The 15,098-nt window shown below is 72.2% G+C and carries 11 protein-coding genes; 5 read left to right on the forward strand and 6 right to left on the reverse strand.

The features are described from left to right. Positions 1–1,021 precede the first annotated feature (1,021 nt). Positions 1,022–2,254, reverse strand: a complete 1,233-nt coding sequence (locus ACIRL2_RS21845; RefSeq protein ID WP_402234080.1) for an IS256 family transposase — start codon at positions 2,252–2,254, stop codon at positions 1,022–1,024. A gap of 635 nt (positions 2,255–2,889) precedes the next feature. Between ACIRL2_RS21845 and ACIRL2_RS21850 the strand changes: the two genes are divergently transcribed. Continuing rightward, on the forward strand, positions 2,890–4,035 hold the full coding sequence (locus ACIRL2_RS21850; protein ID WP_402234082.1) for a histidine kinase: 1,146 nt from the start codon (positions 2,890–2,892) through the stop codon (positions 4,033–4,035). Beyond that, the gene (locus ACIRL2_RS21855) at positions 4,032–4,769 is read left to right on the forward strand and encodes a response regulator (RefSeq protein WP_402234084.1); all 738 of its coding nucleotides are present in this window, start codon (positions 4,032–4,034) and stop codon (positions 4,767–4,769) included. The genes ACIRL2_RS21850 and ACIRL2_RS21855 overlap by 4 nt, the downstream gene beginning before the upstream one ends. 103 nt (positions 4,770–4,872) lie before the next feature. Here the strand turns inward: ACIRL2_RS21855 and ACIRL2_RS21860 are convergent, their stop codons facing one another. The 5 genes from ACIRL2_RS21860 to ACIRL2_RS21880 are packed head-to-tail and all read right to left on the reverse strand — an operon-like array spanning position 4,873 to position 10,446. Then, positions 4,873–6,168, reverse strand: coding sequence for a DUF58 domain-containing protein (locus tag ACIRL2_RS21860; RefSeq protein WP_402234085.1), 1,296 nt, complete (start codon positions 6,166–6,168; stop codon positions 4,873–4,875). A 6-nt stretch (positions 6,169–6,174) separates the two neighbouring features. Then, positions 6,175–7,143 carry an AAA family ATPase gene (locus ACIRL2_RS21865; RefSeq protein WP_402234086.1) on the reverse strand — a complete coding sequence of 323 codons (969 nt, stop codon included), beginning with the start codon at positions 7,141–7,143 and terminating at the stop codon, positions 6,175–6,177. Beyond that, positions 7,140–8,282 carry a DUF4350 domain-containing protein gene (locus tag ACIRL2_RS21870; protein ID WP_402234087.1) on the reverse strand — a complete coding sequence of 381 codons (1,143 nt, stop codon included), beginning with the start codon at positions 8,280–8,282 and terminating at the stop codon, positions 7,140–7,142. Before ACIRL2_RS21870 ends, ACIRL2_RS21865 begins: the two co-directional genes overlap by 4 nt. Then, positions 8,279–8,944 (reverse strand): DUF4129 domain-containing protein, encoded by a 666-nt coding sequence (locus ACIRL2_RS21875; RefSeq protein WP_402234089.1) that lies wholly within the window; start codon positions 8,942–8,944, stop codon positions 8,279–8,281. Before ACIRL2_RS21875 ends, ACIRL2_RS21870 begins: the two co-directional genes overlap by 4 nt. Then, the gene (locus ACIRL2_RS21880) at positions 8,941–10,446 is read right to left on the reverse strand and encodes a hypothetical protein (protein ID WP_402234091.1); all 1,506 of its coding nucleotides are present in this window, start codon (positions 10,444–10,446) and stop codon (positions 8,941–8,943) included. The genes ACIRL2_RS21875 and ACIRL2_RS21880 overlap by 4 nt, the downstream gene beginning before the upstream one ends. A gap of 381 nt (positions 10,447–10,827) precedes the next feature. On the opposite strand from ACIRL2_RS21880, the gene mtrA reads away from it, so the two are divergent. The 3 genes from mtrA to ACIRL2_RS21895 are packed head-to-tail and all read left to right on the forward strand — an operon-like array spanning position 10,828 to position 15,066. Further along, the gene (gene mtrA, locus ACIRL2_RS21885) at positions 10,828–11,505 is read left to right on the forward strand and encodes an MtrAB system response regulator MtrA (RefSeq protein WP_026219725.1); all 678 of its coding nucleotides are present in this window, start codon (positions 10,828–10,830) and stop codon (positions 11,503–11,505) included. A gap of 16 nt (positions 11,506–11,521) precedes the next feature. Next, complete coding sequence (gene mtrB, locus ACIRL2_RS21890; RefSeq protein WP_395863438.1) at positions 11,522–13,294, forward strand: MtrAB system histidine kinase MtrB; 1,773 nt, start codon at positions 11,522–11,524, stop codon at positions 13,292–13,294. Then, a complete protein-coding gene (locus tag ACIRL2_RS21895; protein WP_395863436.1) occupies positions 13,291–15,066 on the forward strand; it encodes an LpqB family beta-propeller domain-containing protein in 1,776 nt (591 codons plus the stop codon). The genes mtrB and ACIRL2_RS21895 overlap by 4 nt, the downstream gene beginning before the upstream one ends. The last annotated feature ends 32 nt before the right edge of the window (positions 15,067–15,098 follow it).

Genomic DNA, 15,098 nt, shown 5'->3' on the forward strand with positions numbered 1-15,098 from the left:
GCGGTGCCGTGAGGTACTTCGGCGGGCGTTTCCGAAGGGGCCGGGCCCGGGTGGCGCACCTTCGGTGCGTTTGGGAGGTCACCACCCGGATCCCGGGACGACTTCGGGCACCCTGCTCCTCGCCGACCTGGGGTTTTGGCGTCACGAGCCGGTGAGAACGGTGTCGAGGGCGGGTTCGCGTCTCGGGGAGGCCAAGGTCCGCATTCGGCGAGCGTTTCCGACGGGGCCGGGGCCGGGCCCTGTGGAGGCACCTTCGGTGCGTTTGGGAGGTCACCACCCGGATCCCGGGACGACTCCAGACGCGAGCCATCGCTGCTGACCTGGGGTTTTGGCGTCACGAGCCGGTGAGAGCGGGTGTCGAGGGCGGGTTCGCGTCTCGCGGAGGCCAAGACCCGCACCCGAGGCCGCACACTTACGCACCCACTACACGCCGAAGCGCCCTGGCCCACCGCACACGGCACCCCGAAGAACCCGACGGCACCGCCCCCGCCCGAAAACGGGACCCCTGGGCACCCGGGCGGCGAGAAAGCCTCCTACGGAAAGCCGGAGCCCCACCTCCCCGAGACGCAAACCCGCCCACGACACCCGCTCTCGCCCTCCCACGACGCAAAACCCCAGGTCAGTAGGGGCCCTTGCGCCCGAGGCCGTCTCGGGATCCGGGTGGTGACCTCCCAAACGCACCGAAGGTGCGCCACCCGGGCCCGGCCCCTTCGGAAACGCCCGCCGAAGTACCTCACGGCACCGCCCCCGCCCGAAAACCCACCCACCCGGAAACGTCACTTCGGCATACGCAACCCGACCCCCTCCCCCCGCCACCGCCCCTGGATGCTTTTTCTCCCGACCAACACCCACATCTCGCCGGAAGGACCGGGCCTCCATCGGGCCATCGGACGATCGGCAGATGTGATCGGAGTGGGGTCTCTGCTTTTTGGGGAGTATCAGGATTTAGGTGTACGGGGTCTCGTTTGAGTGAGTCTGGGTTTCGACTCGGTTTCGTTCGTTCGGTCGTCGCCGGTTCGGCTCAGGTGCGTCCGGCGGTGACGCGGCCGTCGAAGGCGAGGTCGAAGGCGTTCAGCGCGGCCTTCCACTTGTTGGACCAGCGCACGCGTCCCTTGCCGGTGGGGTCGAGGGCGAGGGTGGCGAGGTAGAGGCGTTTGAGGGCGGCCTGTTCGTTGGGGAAGTGCCCGGAGGCGTTGGCCGCGCGGCGGTAGCGGGCGTTGATCGACTCGATCGCGTTGGTGGTGCAGATGATGGTGCGGATCTCGCGGTCGAACGCGAGGAAGGGCACCATCTCGGCCCAACTGCGTTCCCACAACCGCACGATCGCCGGATACGAGGCCTCCCACGTCGCGGCGAACTCGGCGAGACGTTCGTGCGCCGCGCCCTCGGTCGCCGCCGTGTAGACGGGCTTGAGGTCTCGCGAGATCGCGGACCAGTCCTTCCTCGACGCGTAGCGGAACGAGTTCCGCAGGAGGTGGACGATGCAGGTCTGGACCACGGTGGCGGGCCAGACCGACGCGACGGCGTCGGGCAGGCCGTTCAGCCCGTCGCAGACCAGGACACAGCAGTCCTTGACGCCCCGGTTCTTGAGTTCGCCCAGGACCTGGCCCCAGTACTTGGCGCCCTCGCCGCCGTCGCCGATCCACAGTCCGAGGATGTCGCGGTAGCCGTCGACGGTGACGCCCAGCGCCACGTAGACGGGGCGGTTGGCGACCTGGCCGTCGCGGATCTTCACGTGGATCGCGTCCACGAAGACCACCGGGTAGACCGGGTCGAGCGGGCGGGTGCGCCACTCGTTCATCCCGCCCAACACCTGGTCGGTGACGGTGGAGACGGTCTCCTTCGAGGTGGTGATGTCGTAGACCTCGGCCAGGTGCGCGACGATCTCCCCGCCGGTCAGGCCCTTCGCCGTCAACGAGATCACCATCTCGTCCAACGCGCCGGTGCGGCGGGAGTGGACCGGGACCAGGCCCGGGCGGAACGTCCCCGCCCGATCCCGCGGGATGTCCAGGGTGACCGGTCCGACCTCGGTGTTCACCGTCTTGCGACGGGTGCCGTTGCGGGCGTTCCCGCCGCGGCGTGCGCTCGCCGCACCGGTCCGGGCCTGCTCGACACGGAGATGCTCGTCCATCTCGGCGTCGAGTGCGTCCTCCATCAGGTGCTTCGCGAGTGCCTGCAACAGGCCGCCCTCACCGAGCAGACGCACCCCGCCGGCCCTGGCCTGCTCGGCCGCCTTCTCCGCGAGTTCGGCCACGGGGCCGCCGTCAACGTAGTGTCCACGCCCTGCCCGGTAGCCGGCGCGGACGTTCCCAAAACGCCCTCCACCGCACTCGACCCGGTCGTCGTAATCGCCACATCGGTCATCGGATACTCCCTTTGCTCAGGGTGTACACCGAGTCCTTGATAGTCCCGCTTTTTGGTAGAGGCGCGTGGAAAGTGGGCGCGTCTACGCTCTCTGGTGATCATGGCGATGGATGGGGGAGACACGCCGATGGGCACTGCTGCCGATGGAGGGTTCCGAGTCGAGGTCGGCGCTGAAGTCCGCACCGGAGGCCATGTCGCCGTCAGTGGGATTCGGGGTGGGATATGACGCTCGGGAACAGGACCGGGACCAGGACCAGGACCAGGATCGACAGGCTCGGGATGTCCGGCGGTCGTGCTTTGGCGGTTGTCTGTGTGGTTGCCGTCGTTGGTGTCGGGCTCGGGATTGGTTTTGGGCAGAGTTCCTTTGCGGTGGTGCCGACCGTGGCCGGCGGTGCGGTGGCGCTGTGGGCCGTGTTGTGTCGGCCGCGGCCGGGGGCGTGGCTTTCGTATGTGTGTGTCGGGCTGGGTGGGCTCTGTTTGATCTCCCTCCTGGGGCAGGTGTGGTCCTCGTCGACGGAGTCGGGCATGTGGGGGCTCGCCCGGGTGGCCGTACTGCTGGTTCTGGTCGGGGTGTGTGCGCGTTGGGAGCCGCGGCGATCCGCAGGGGGAGCGATCGGGGCGATGGGGGCGGCGGTCGCGCTGTGGTCGCTGCCGTTGGCGGAATGGCGGGGTGGCCCCCTGGAGGCGTTCGGCGCGGCGGTGTTCTGGGGGCTTCCGGTGGTCGGGGCGGTGGTCTTGGGCGGGTATCCGCGACTGGTCGAGCGGCGGCGGGTGGCCGCGGTCGCGTCGGCTCGCCGTGAGCAGCAGCTCGACATCGCCCGGGACTTGCACGACTACGTCGCGCACGACGTCAGTGGCATCGTCGCGCAGGCCCAGGCGGCCCGCTTCGTCGGTGCGTCGGACCCCGCTCAGGCGCTGGTCGCCCTCGAGCGGATCGAGCGGGCCGGGTTGGCGGCGTTGGCGTCGATGGACCGGATGGTCACCACCCTGCATGTCGGCGATTCGGATCGGGCGGCATCTCGGGCGGCCTTGCCCGGTATCGATCGGTTGCCGGAGTTGATCGCCGACTTCACCACCTCGGTCGGTACTCGTGCGGCCCTGACCATCGCTCCCGAACTCATGACCGTCGCCGGCGCCGTTACCACCGCCGACCCGACCTCGGACATCCCGGTGACCGCTGTGTCCCGTGAGACGTCGGCCGCCGTCCACCGGGTGGTGGTCGAGGCACTGACCAATGTCCGCCGACACGCGCCGAACGCGGTCGGCGTGGACGTCGCGGTCACCGCGACGTCCCGATTCGGCCGTCCGGCCGTGGCGGTACTCGTAGTGGACGACAACGACAACGACACCACGGGCGCCAAGGGCGCCACGGGCGCCGCCGGCGCCGTCACCGACGACCTCGCGCGCCGTCGCACGGGAGGCGGCGGGCGCGGGCTCGCCGGGCTGCGTGAGCGGGTGCGCGAGGCGGGTGGCGAGTTCCATGCCGGACCGCTCGAACACGGCTGGCGCGTCCACGCGATCCTGCCCGCCGACCCCGCCGACCCCGCCGACCGCGCCGACCGCGCCGACCGCGCCGACCGCGCCGACCGCGCTCCACACTCTGTCGACCCGCCCCAACCCGGGCCCACGGCCGGAACCGCTCGCTCGACCCAGGAAACGAGGAACCCGTGACCACGCGCATCCTGATCGCCGACGACCAGGACGACATTCGCAGCGGGTTTCGGCTCGTGCTGGATTCGCAGCCGGACATGACCGTGGTCGGTGAGGCGGCCGACGGTGTCGCGGCCGTCGAGGCGGCGGCACGGTTGCGTCCGGACGTCGTGCTGGCGGATATTCGCATGCCTCGGCTTGACGGGCTCGAACTCACCCGGCGGCTCGCCGGCCCGGACGTGGCCACGCCCACGCGGGTGATCGTGGTGACCACCTTCGAACTCGACGAGTACGTGCACACCGCGCTGCGCAACGGGGCCTGTGGGTTCCTGCTCAAGCGGTCCGGGCCCACGCTGTTGATCGAGGCGGTCCGGGCGGCGATGGCGGGTGACACGTTGATCAGCCCGCAAGTCACCGTCCGCCTGCTTGATCGGCTGTCGGCGAACCCGAACCCGCACCCGAACCCGCACCCGCACTCGAACCCGAACTCGACGTCCGCTGCGGCCTCGACCTCGGCCGCGAGTCCCACCCCGGCCGGGCACCCGGTCCCCGATCCGCTCACCATCCGGGAGCACGAGATCGTTCGGCTGGTCGCCCGGGGGTACACCAACGCCGAGATCGGCGCCGAGTTGTACATCACCGCCGGCACCGCCAAGACGCACATCGCGAACATCCAGGCGAAGTTGCGGGTGCGCAATCGGGTCGGGATCGCGGCGTGGGCGTGGGCGAACGGGCATGTCACCCCGGGTGGTTGAACACCCCTACTCGCTCCGTCCGACGTCCCGCAGGGCAGGGCGGTCCGCGTCCGCCGGCGGAATCGGCTGGAGCTGGAAGCGGCCGGGGGACTCGTTCTTCGAGCTACAGCCGTCCGGCCAGCTTCAAGGCCAGGTACATGTCCGTGAGCGCCGAGGCCAGTTCACCGGGTGGAGCGTCCACGACGGTGATCCGTTTGCGGCGCAACTCGGCTGCGGTGGAGCGGCGTTCGGCCAGTTCGCGCTCGGCGGCGGCCGCTTCGTAGACCGCCGTGGCGTCGCCTCGCCGGCCGGCCATGGCGGTGATCGCCGGGTCGGCGACCGCCGCCACGATCACCTCGTGACGCGCGGCCAGGCCGGGCAGCACCGGAAGGATTCCCTCCTGGACCGCCTCTCGTTCCAGGCCGGTGAGCAGCACGATCAGTGAGCGGCGCGGGGAGCGGCGGAGGACCTCGGCGACCAGACCTCGGGCGTCCGGTTCGATCAACTCCGGTTCCAGGGTGGCCATTGCCTGGACGAAGGCGGGGAGTATCCCGTTCCGGGGTGCCCGGCGGACCTCGGCGCGAACGCGGCGGTCGTAGGCGAGCAGGTCGACCCGGTCGCCCGCGTGATTGGCGACCGCCGTCAGCAGCAGGCTCGCGTCCATCGCGGCGTCCAGGCGCGGGATGTCGCCGATCCGGCCGGCCGAACTGCGGCCGGTGTCCAGCACGATCAGGATGTGCCGGTCGCGTTCGGGGCGCCAGGTGCGTACCACGACGCCCTGGTTGCGGGCGGAGGCGCGCCAGTCGATCGACTTGGCGTCGTCGCCGGGGACGTACTCGCGCAGTGTGTCGAACTCGGTGCCCGCGCCGCGGGTGAGCAGGGCCGAGCGACCGTCGAGTTCGCGCAGGCGTTCCAGCTTGGAGGGCAGCAGCCGGCGGCTGGGGAAGCCGGGCAACACGCGCAGTCGCCACGGCACCTGGTGTGAGCCCTGGCGGGCGGCCAGGCCCAGCGGGCCGATCGAGCGGACGGTGACCCGGTAGGCGTTGCGGTCGCCGCGGCGGGTGGGGGTCATCGTGGTGGTGAGCCGGCGGCGTTCGCCGGCGGGGATGTCCAGGTCGTGCCGCTGTGTGGCGGTGCCGGTGCTCGGCGGCCACGCGTCGCGCAGTCGGCCGCGCAGGGGGCGGGTGCCGGGGTTGGTGACGGTCAGCGTGACCTCGGCGCGTTCGCCGAGGCGGACCGCGGTGTCGCCGCCTCGTTCGAAGGCCAGGCCGCGGACGCCGGCGGCGAGCAGCAGGTCGGTGAGGATGCCGAGCAGCAGCGCGCCCTCGACCACCGCCAGACCGACCAGGGACGGCAGGAGCAGGCCGACCACCAGGATGCCCAGTGTTGCGGCCAGGACGGCACGACCGGTCAGGGCCATCGGCGGTTAACGCGGGACCGGCGTGTGGGCCAGGACGGCGTCGATCGCCACGTCGGGCGTGACGCCTTCCATCTCGGCCTCGGAACGCAGTCGGACGCGGTGTCGCAGGGCCGGGCGGGCCAGTGCCTTGACGTCGTCGGGGGTGACGTAGTCGCGGCCGGCCAGCCAGGCCCACGCGCGGGCCGCGGCGAGCAGCGCGGTGGCGCCGCGTGGGGAGACGCCCATGGCCAGGGACGGGGAGGTCCGGGTGGCCCGGCACAGGTCCACGACGTAGGCCAGGATGTTCGGGTCGACGCGCAGCGCGCTCACCGCCCGGCGACCGGCGGCCAGGTCCGCGCCGCCCGCGACCGGGCGTACGCCGGCCGCTTCCAGGTCGCGTGGGTCGAAGCCCTCGGCGTGCCGGCGCAGCACCACGATCTCGTCGTCGCGTTCGGGCAGCGGCAGCGTGAGCTTGAGCAGGAAGCGGTCCAACTGGGCTTCGGGCAGCGGGTAGGTGCCCTCGTACTCGATCGGGTTCTGCGTTGCCGCGACCATGAACGGGTCGGGCAGCGGTCGGGTGGTGCCGTCGACCGAGACCTGGCGCTCCTCCATGGCTTCCAGCAGCGCGGCCTGGGTCTTGGGCGGCGTGCGGTTGATCTCGTCGGCGAGCAGCAGGTTGGTGAACACCGGGCCCTCGCGGAAGGAGAACGCGCCGGTGCGCGCGTCGTAGACCATCGATCCGGTGACGTCGCCCGGCATCAGGTCCGGGGTGAACTGCACGCGGGTGGTGGTCAGCTCCAGGCTGCGGGCGAGGGCGCGCACCATCAGGGTCTTGGCGACGCCGGGGACGCCTTCCAGGAGCACGTGGCCACGGCACAGGAGGGCGATCACCAGTCCGGTGACGGCGGCGTCCTGGCCGACCACGGCCTTGCCGATCTCGCCGCGCAGGGCTTCGAGGGCGTCGCGCGCCTCGCGGGTCTGCTCGGGTGCGCTCACGTCGTGCGTACCTGCCTTATCAGCGCGTCGAGTTCGTCGGACAGGGTGACGAGGGCCTCGTCGCTCTCCGGGTTCGCACCGTACAACAGGGCGTGCAGGTGCGCGGACGTGTGGTCGGTGCGGGCGGTGATCGAGGCGATCAGGGCGGCTTCGCCGGCGTTGCCGCCCAGGGCGCGCGCGAGCTGTTCGCGGGCGGCGGCGCGCAGCAGTTCGGCGGCGGTGTCGCGGGCTCGGCCGCGCTGGTACAGCCGGGCGCGGCCCTCCACGGTCTCGGCGGCGCGCACCACGACCGGGAGTGGTTCGGCCACCACGGGGCCGAGTCGGCGGGCCCGCCACAGGGCCAGCAGGACGGCGGCGACGGCCAGTTGGGCGGCGCCCCAGCGCCAGCCGGAGGGGAGCAGGTCCCACAGTGAGTCTTCGGCGGGCGGGAGTTCGCCGGAGCCGGGCAGGTACCAGACCAGGCGCGGGTGGGCGCCGAGCAGGTTAAGCGCGAGGGCGGCGTTGCCGCGGTCGTCGAGCCGGTCGTTGACCAGCGGGCTGCCGGAGCCGAGCACGACCGTGTCGTGGCCGGTGCCGATCGGGGCGAGCACGAGCGTCGGTCGGCCCGCGTCCGGGTAGCAGCCGGTGGCGCCGGGGAGCAGCGAGGTGTCGTAGCGGCCGCCGCCGATGTCCGCGTCGCCCGCGCGCTCGGCGGCGGGCAGTGCGCAGCCCGGTTGCAGGGTGTGGCGGCCGGCGTCGCGGGCGGTGTGCACGCCGGGCGCCAGGATCGCGAGCGCGTCCTCGCCGGGGCGGACCAGGACGGTGCGGGCCGGCGCGGCGGCGGCGAGGGTGCGCAGGCTCTCTTCGGTGAGCAGGTTGGGGAAGGGCAGCAGGAGGGTGGTGTCCGGGCCGACCGAGCGGGCCGCCTCGTCGGCGGAGCGGACCATGCTCACCTGGACGCCTTCGGCCCCGAGCAGCCGGGCCAGGGCCTTGCTGCCCTGGCCGCCGGTGGAGCGGGGGTCCAGGCGGCCCTCGTGTCGGTCGCCCTGGAGCAGTACGAGCGCGGAGACCACGATCAGGACCAGGGCGACCAGGGTCAGGGGGAGGCGCATGCGCCGCCACAGCTGTTCGGTGGTGGGGCTGAGCGCGGTGTCGCTCATCGGGGCACCCGCTCGTCGGTGTGCGGGCGGGCGGCGGCGCAGCGGGCGTCGAGTTCGCGCAGGGTGCGGTCCAGCTCCCGGTCGGCGGTACGGCCGCCGTAGTGCACGTCGTCGAAGGTCGCCGCGGCGGTGCGCAGGTCCGCCGCGGCTTCGGGCAGCGCTCGGCCCGCCTCGGCGGCCGCCTCGTCGGCGGTGCGGCCGGCGCGTACGTCGAGCACGGCGCGTTCCTCCAGGGCGCGCACGATGGCGCGGAAGCGTTCGCGGACCGCCTCGTCCCAGCGGCCCTCGGCGGCGTGCCCGTCGGCGGCGGCGCGGTGTCGGGCGGCCGACATCGGCCCCTGGTCGCCGTAGAGCGGCAGGTCCGCGCGGCGGCGGGCCGCGCGCAGCGGGCCCAGCCGGATCCGCAGCAGCACGATCGCGGCGATCAGCACGAGCAGGATCACCACCAGGCCGATGCCGCCGCCGGGGCTGTTGGCGCCGGCCCGGGAGAGCAGGTCGCCCAGGTGGTCGAAGAACCAGTCCAGGGCGCGGCTGAGCAGGCTGGGGTCGTCGCGGTGGTATTCGCTGCGGGAGAGCTCGTCCCGGGCGGCATCCCGCGCGTCGTCGCGCGGGATGTCCACCGGTTCCCAGTCCCGGGCCGGGATCGGCATGTGGCGGGTCACGCCGGCGTGGGTCCCGAGGTCGTGTCGCTGCCGGGCTCGTCGAGGACGCCGGCCGCGCGGGCGAGGTCGAGGTCCAGTGCCTCGCGGCGGATGCGCTGGTCGATGTAGAGCAGCGCGGTGGCGCCGGCGGCGAAGGGGAACAGCAGTGCGGAGGAGATCACCGCGCCGACGCCGGTGATCAGCAGGTCGAGGAAGGAGGGTTCGGGAATGTCGGAGGCGTCCGAGGCGGTGATCGCCGAGAAGCCGTCGGAGGCGAGCAGGAACGGTGTCTGGATGATGCCGCCGACGATCGCCATGATCAGCGCGATCAGCAGCATGATCCCGCACACGCGCCACCACGAGCCGGTGACCAGCTTGCGCGAGCGTTCCAGGGACTTGCGGACCGACTGCTTCTCCAGCATCAGCGTGGGGCCGGCCAGGGCGAGGCAGACGTAGAGGTAGATCGCCGCGACGATGCCGCCGATCATGCCGGGGAGCAGCAGCAGGGCGCCGAGGCCGTCGGCGCCGACGGCCAGCAGGACCAGGCCGGGCAGCAGGGCCACCAGCAGGGCGCCGACCGGGATGAGCCAACTGGCGAAGGTGACCCCGAGCAGCCGCGGGAACAGCGGGCGGACCGCCGCCCAGGCCTGGCCGGCGGACATGGTCTTGGCGATCACGGCGCGGCTGACCACGACGGTGAGCATGGCGGTGGCGGCGATCTGGCCGAGGGTGGAGACCACGATCGGCACGAGCACCAGTGCGGCGGTGTCGCGCAGGTAGTGCCGGATCTCCTCGCCGGTGGGGTCGTCGCCGAGGTCGCTGGGCGAGAACTCGCGGTTGAGCAGCCACGTGATGGGGACTTCGAGGCACTGGGTGAGCAGGGCGACCACGACGGCGATGCCGATCATGACCTTCCAGTGCGAGCGCATGGCGGCGAAGGCGCCGTCGAGGATCTCGCCGACGCTCAGCGGGCGCAGCGGGATCACGCCGGGCTTGGCGGCCTGGACGTAGGGGCCGTTCCAGCCGGGAGGCGCGCCCCACAGGGGCTGCTGGTTGCCGCCCCAGCGCGGGTCCGGGCCGGGGCCCTGCTGCGGGGGTCCCCAGCCGTTGCCCGGGCCCTGTTGGGGCGGGCCCCAGCCGGCGGCGGGGGGCTGGACGGGTGCCCAGCCGGGTGCCGGGGCCTGCGGGCCGGGCTGCGGGGGCCGGTCCTCGGCGGGCGGCTTGTCCAAGGATGTCGGCGCGTTCGCGGCGGCGGGCGTGTCCGAGGACGCGGGTTTGTCCAGGGACGTGGGTCGGTCCGCGGGCACGGGCTCGCCGGTGGTTTCCTCGGCGGCCTCCTCGGCGGTCTCGTCCGGGGACGAGCCTGCGGCCGGGGGCGTGGCGGGAGGCGTGACCGGGGGTGTGGCCGGGGTTTGCGAGGCAGGCGCGGGTGCGGTCTGGTCGGGTGACGTGGCGTCGTCCGACGGGCGTTCTCCGTCCGGCCCCGGGGCGTCCGGGGTGGGCGGGCCGGGCGAGTCCGTCATGCGTTTGCGCTCCTCGTCCTGATCGGGTGGTGACTCATCGTGGCATGCCGGCGCGGGGCTCGGATGAACGGGCGGTCACGGGATGCGGTTCCCCGTACGGGCGCACCGATCGCGTGGACAACGTGGAGGGCTCCGCACGCGTTCCGGGGCCGGCCGGCGCGACGTCGGCGGGTGGTCGCGGCGGTCGTACTCGTGGCTGAAATGTCCGTTGCGTGAGTCGGCGGGCCGGCGTACGTCTCGGTACTCGACCGGTATTCGCGGTGATTCCACCTTCTCGATCATGTCGATTGCCCCGAAAAAGGGGGATTTGCCGTGCGTGGACGCGGCCGGAATCGGTCGGATGAGTGCAGGTCACAATCCGGTAATGCGACGATGATGCACATGAAGGGACGCGTCCTCATCGTTGACGACGACACCGCACTGTCCGAGATGCTCGGCATCGTGCTGCGTGGCGAAGGGTTCGAGCCGTCGTTCGTGGCGGACGGCGACAAGGCACTCCAGGCTTTCCGGGACGTCAAACCGGACCTGGTGCTGCTGGACCTGATGCTGCCCGGCCGCGACGGCATCGACGTCTGCCGCCAGATCCGTGCCGAGTCCGGCGTGCCGATCGTGATGCTCACCGCCAAGAGCGACACGGTCGACGTCGTGGTCGGGCTGGAATCCGGAGCCGACGACTATGTGATCAAACCGTTCAAGCCCAAGGAGCTTGTCGCTCGTGTGCGGGCCCGCCTGCGCAGAGCCGAAGAACCCACACCGGAACAGTTGGTGATCGGCGATCTGGTGATCGACGTGGCCGGCCACGCCGTGAAGCGGGACGGGCAGAACATCGCGCTCACCCCGCTGGAGTTCGACCTCCTTGTCGCACTCGCCCGCAAGCCCTGGCAGGTGTTCACCCGCGAGGTGCTTCTCGAACAGGTCTGGGGTTACCGACACGCGGCCGACACCCGCTTGGTGAACGTGCACGTCCAGCGGCTGCGCTCGAAGATCGAGCGCGATCCCGAGCGCCCGGAGACGGTGGTCACCGTGCGCGGGGTCGGCTACAAGGCGGGACCGGCCTGACCTTGAGTTCGTACCGGTGAGCACCGCACAGCGGCCGCCCTCCCCGTCGGCCTGGTCCCTCGCCCTGCGTCGTGTGCGCGGTGGCGTGGGCCGGGTCATCGCGCTGTGGAACAGATCGATCCAGTTTCGCGTGGTGGCCACCACGCTGGTCCTGTCCGTAGCCGTGATGGTGCTGCTCGGGGTGGTGGTGGTCGGCCAGGTCCGCAACGGCCTGCTCGACGCGAAGGTGGCCTCCGCCCGGTCCCAGGCCCAGGGCGGGTTCGAGGATGCCCGCGCCCAGGCCGACGAGATCGCCACCAGTCCGGGCCGGCATGTCCAGGTGCCCACCGGCACCCCGGCATCCGGCAACCGGGTGAACACCGGCGACTGGCTCAACGCGCTGGTCAAGCAGCTCTCCAGCGGCGGTCAGGGGGTCTACGACGTGGCCGCCACCAGCCAGGACACCGCGGACGATTCCCCCGGGTCCGGCCGCAGCCCGCGCGCGTCCGGCGACGTGGTCCCGGACGCGAGCGTGCCCGCCGAGTTGCGCCGCGAGGTCGGCCTCAAGCGCGGGGTGGCGCTGTTGCAGTACACCCAGATCGTCCGCGAGGGGCAGCGCGGCGACGGTCCGGCGAAGAGAACCCGCGAGGCCGGTCTGGTGGTCGGAGCCCAGTTGGAGGACCCGGACGGGGGGTCCTATCAGCTCTACTACTTCTTCTCGTTCGGACCGGAGGAGAAGACCCTGGGGCTGGTGCGCAGCACGCTGGCCACCGCCGGGGTGTTCCTGGTGCTGCTCCTGGTGGCGATCGCCGCGCTGGTGACCCGGCAGGTGGTGACGCCGGTGCGGATGGCGGCGCGGATCGCCGAGCGGCTGGCCGCCGGGCGCCTGGAGGAGCGCATGCGCGTGGTCGGCGCGGACGACCTGGCCCGGCTGGGGTCCTCCTTCAACAAGATGGCCTCCAACCTGCAGAACCAGATCAGACAGTTGGAGGAGCTCTCCCGGGTCCAGCGCCGGTTCGTCTCGGACGTCTCACACGAATTGCGTACGCCGCTGACCACCGTGCGGATGGCCGCCGACGTGCTGCACGAGGCGCGCGAGGACTTCGACCCGGCCACCCGGCGATCGGCCGAGCTGTTGCAGAACCAGTTGGACCGGTTCGAGGCGCTGCTGTCGGACCTGCTGGAGATCAGCCGGTTCGACGCGGGCGCGGCCGTGCTCGACGCCGAGCCGGTGGACCTGCGCGATTTGGTGCGCCGGGTGGTCGAGGGCGCCGAACCGTTGGCCGAGCGCCGCGGCAGCCGCCTGGTGGTGCGCGTGCCGGACAAGCCGTGTGTGGCCGAGGTGGACCCGCGTCGGATCGACCGGGTGCTGCGCAACCTGGTGGTCAACGCGGTCGAGCACGGCGAGGGCCACGACGTGGTGGTCAGCGTCGCCGGCGGCGAGGACTCGGTCGCGGTGGCCGTGCGCGACTACGGCGTGGGCCTCAAGCCCGGCGAGTCCTCACTGGTGTTCGCGCGGTTCTGGCGGGCGGACCCGGCCCGGGCGCGGACCACCGGTGGTACCGGCCTGGGCCTGTCGATCGCGTTGGAGGACGCGAACCTGCACGGCGGCTGGCTCCAGGCGTGGGGCGAGCCCGGCGGCGGCTCGCAGTTCCGGCTGAGCCTGCCCAAGACCGCGGGCGGCGAACTGGTGCGTTCGCCGCTGCCGCTGGAGCCCGAGGACTCGCGGGCCAATCGGGGCCTGGGCCCGGCCGGCTCGCCGTATCGGCGCACCGTGCGCGCGGCCGGCTCCCCGGGAGGCAGTCGATGAGGCGGATCACCCCGTTCCTGGCCCTGCTGTGTGTGCTGTGCACGCTCAGCGCGTGCGCGTCGATGCCGCACAGCGGCAGCGTGCGCGAGGCCGGCAAGGGCGGCACCAAGGACCAGGGCCCCGAGCAGCAGGTGCGGGTGTTCGCCGTGCCGCCCAAGCCCGGCGAGCAGCCGCACGGCATGGTCGCCGGCTTCCTGGAGGCGGTCACCAGCGACGAGCCGGACTACACGACGGCGCGGACCTATCTGACCCCGGAGGCGCGGGCCAAGTGGGTGCCCGCGCGCGAGATCGTGGTGCTCGAGTCGATCGCCCGGATCGAACTCGTGCCCGGCGCCGACGAGCGGACCTACCAGGCCGAGGTGTCCGGCACCCGGGTGGGCACGGTCGACAGCCGCAACGCCTACCAACCCGAGCAGCAGCCGAACGCGCAGTACCGGGCCACCCTGCAACTGCGCCTGGGCACCGACAACCAGTGGCGGATCGCCGACCTGCCGGACGGGTTGATCCTGTCCCGGGCCGAGTTCCACCGGATCTACCGGTCGGTGAACACCTACTGGTTCGCCACCGCGATGCCGATGGGCAAGGACATGCTGGTGCCCGACCCCGTCTACCTGCGCAGCCGGGTCGGCCTGACCTCCGCGCTGGTGCGCCAACTCGTGGAAGGCCCCACCGACTGGCTGCGGCCGGTCGTGGACACCGCGTTCCCGCCGGGCACCGCGCCGGCCGACCGGGTGGTCTCGATCGAGGACAACCGGATCGCCCGGGTCCAGCTCAACCGCGAGGCCAGACTCGCCCAGACCAAGGGCTGCGAGCGGATGGCCGCGCAACTGCTGTACACGCTGCGCCAGGTCTCCGGGGTGGACTCCGTCTCGATCACCGGCGGCGGCGCCCCGATGTGCTCGCTCTCCGACGACGACGCGGCGCAGTACGACCCCGGCCGGGCCGCCAAGACGTCCTCGCCCACCGGCTACTTCATCGCCAAGGGCAACGTGGTCAACGTGGTGCCCGGTCCGAACGGCAATCCGCCGGTGTTGCCGGGACCCTTCGGCGACGGCACCTACAAGGTCGACCAGATCGCCGTCTCGCGCGACCCCTTCCGCCGCCGGATCGCGGGCATCGACACCAACGGCCGCAAGTTGTGGGTCGGTGACGTGGACGGCCACGGCGAGGTCCAGGAGTGGCTGAGCACGGGTCCGGCGTCGCTGCTCAGCCCGACCTGGGACGGCCGGGGTGTGCTGTGGGTGCTGGACCGGACCAGGAACGCCGAGCGGGTGCTCGCGCTGTACGAGGACGAACGCAAGCAGATCACCCGGGTCGAGGTCGACGTGCAGGGCATCGCCGCGTCCCGGATCACCGGCCTGCGGCTTTCCCCGGACGGCACGCGCGCCGCGCTGATCGTGGACAACGGCAAGGTCCTGATCGGCCGGGTCGAGCGGCGGGTGAGCAACGGCACGGTGGCCATGACCATCGCCGCGCCGCGCTCGGTGATCCCCTCGCTGGTCGAGGTCAAGGCGATCTCCTGGAACGGCGCCGACCGGCTCGTGGTGCTGGGCAAGGAGGGCCAGGGCGCGCTCCAGCCGCAGATCGTGGACATCGACGGCGGCATCTCGGTCTCGGTCGCCTCGGTCAACGGCATGCTGCGCATCGCGGCTCCGGACGGTGCGGACCAGCCCCTGCTGGCGGACTCCGGCGAGGAGAACATCTACCAGTTGTCCCAGGGCAACAACTGGACCAAGGTGCACAGCGGGCTGTACCCGGTCTATCCCGGCTAGGGCGTGCCCGCCGTTCCGGCGGGCCGCGTGGC

The sequence above is a fragment of the Embleya sp. NPDC127516 genome, from assembly GCF_044765325.1.
GTDB lineage: Bacteria > Actinomycetota > Actinomycetes > Streptomycetales > Streptomycetaceae > Embleya.

Bases quoted from the DNA above. Each gene is read 5' to 3' on its own strand.
- ACIRL2_RS21850 (WP_402234082.1), top strand. From the start codon at position 2,890: ATGTGGGGGCTCGCCCGGGTGGCCGTACTGCTGGTTCTGGTCGGGGTG.
- ACIRL2_RS21860 (WP_402234085.1), bottom strand. From the start codon at position 6,168: ATGGCCCTGACCGGTCGTGCCGTCCTGGCCGCAACACTGGGCATCCTG.
- ACIRL2_RS21870 (WP_402234087.1), bottom strand. From the start codon at position 8,282: ATGAGCGACACCGCGCTCAGCCCCACCACCGAACAGCTGTGGCGGCGC.
- ACIRL2_RS21880 (WP_402234091.1), bottom strand. From the start codon at position 10,446: ATGACGGACTCGCCCGGCCCGCCCACCCCGGACGCCCCGGGGCCGGAC.
- mtrA (WP_026219725.1), top strand. From the start codon at position 10,828: ATGAAGGGACGCGTCCTCATCGTTGACGACGACACCGCACTGTCCGAG.
- ACIRL2_RS21895 (WP_395863436.1), top strand. From the start codon at position 13,291: ATGAGGCGGATCACCCCGTTCCTGGCCCTGCTGTGTGTGCTGTGCACG.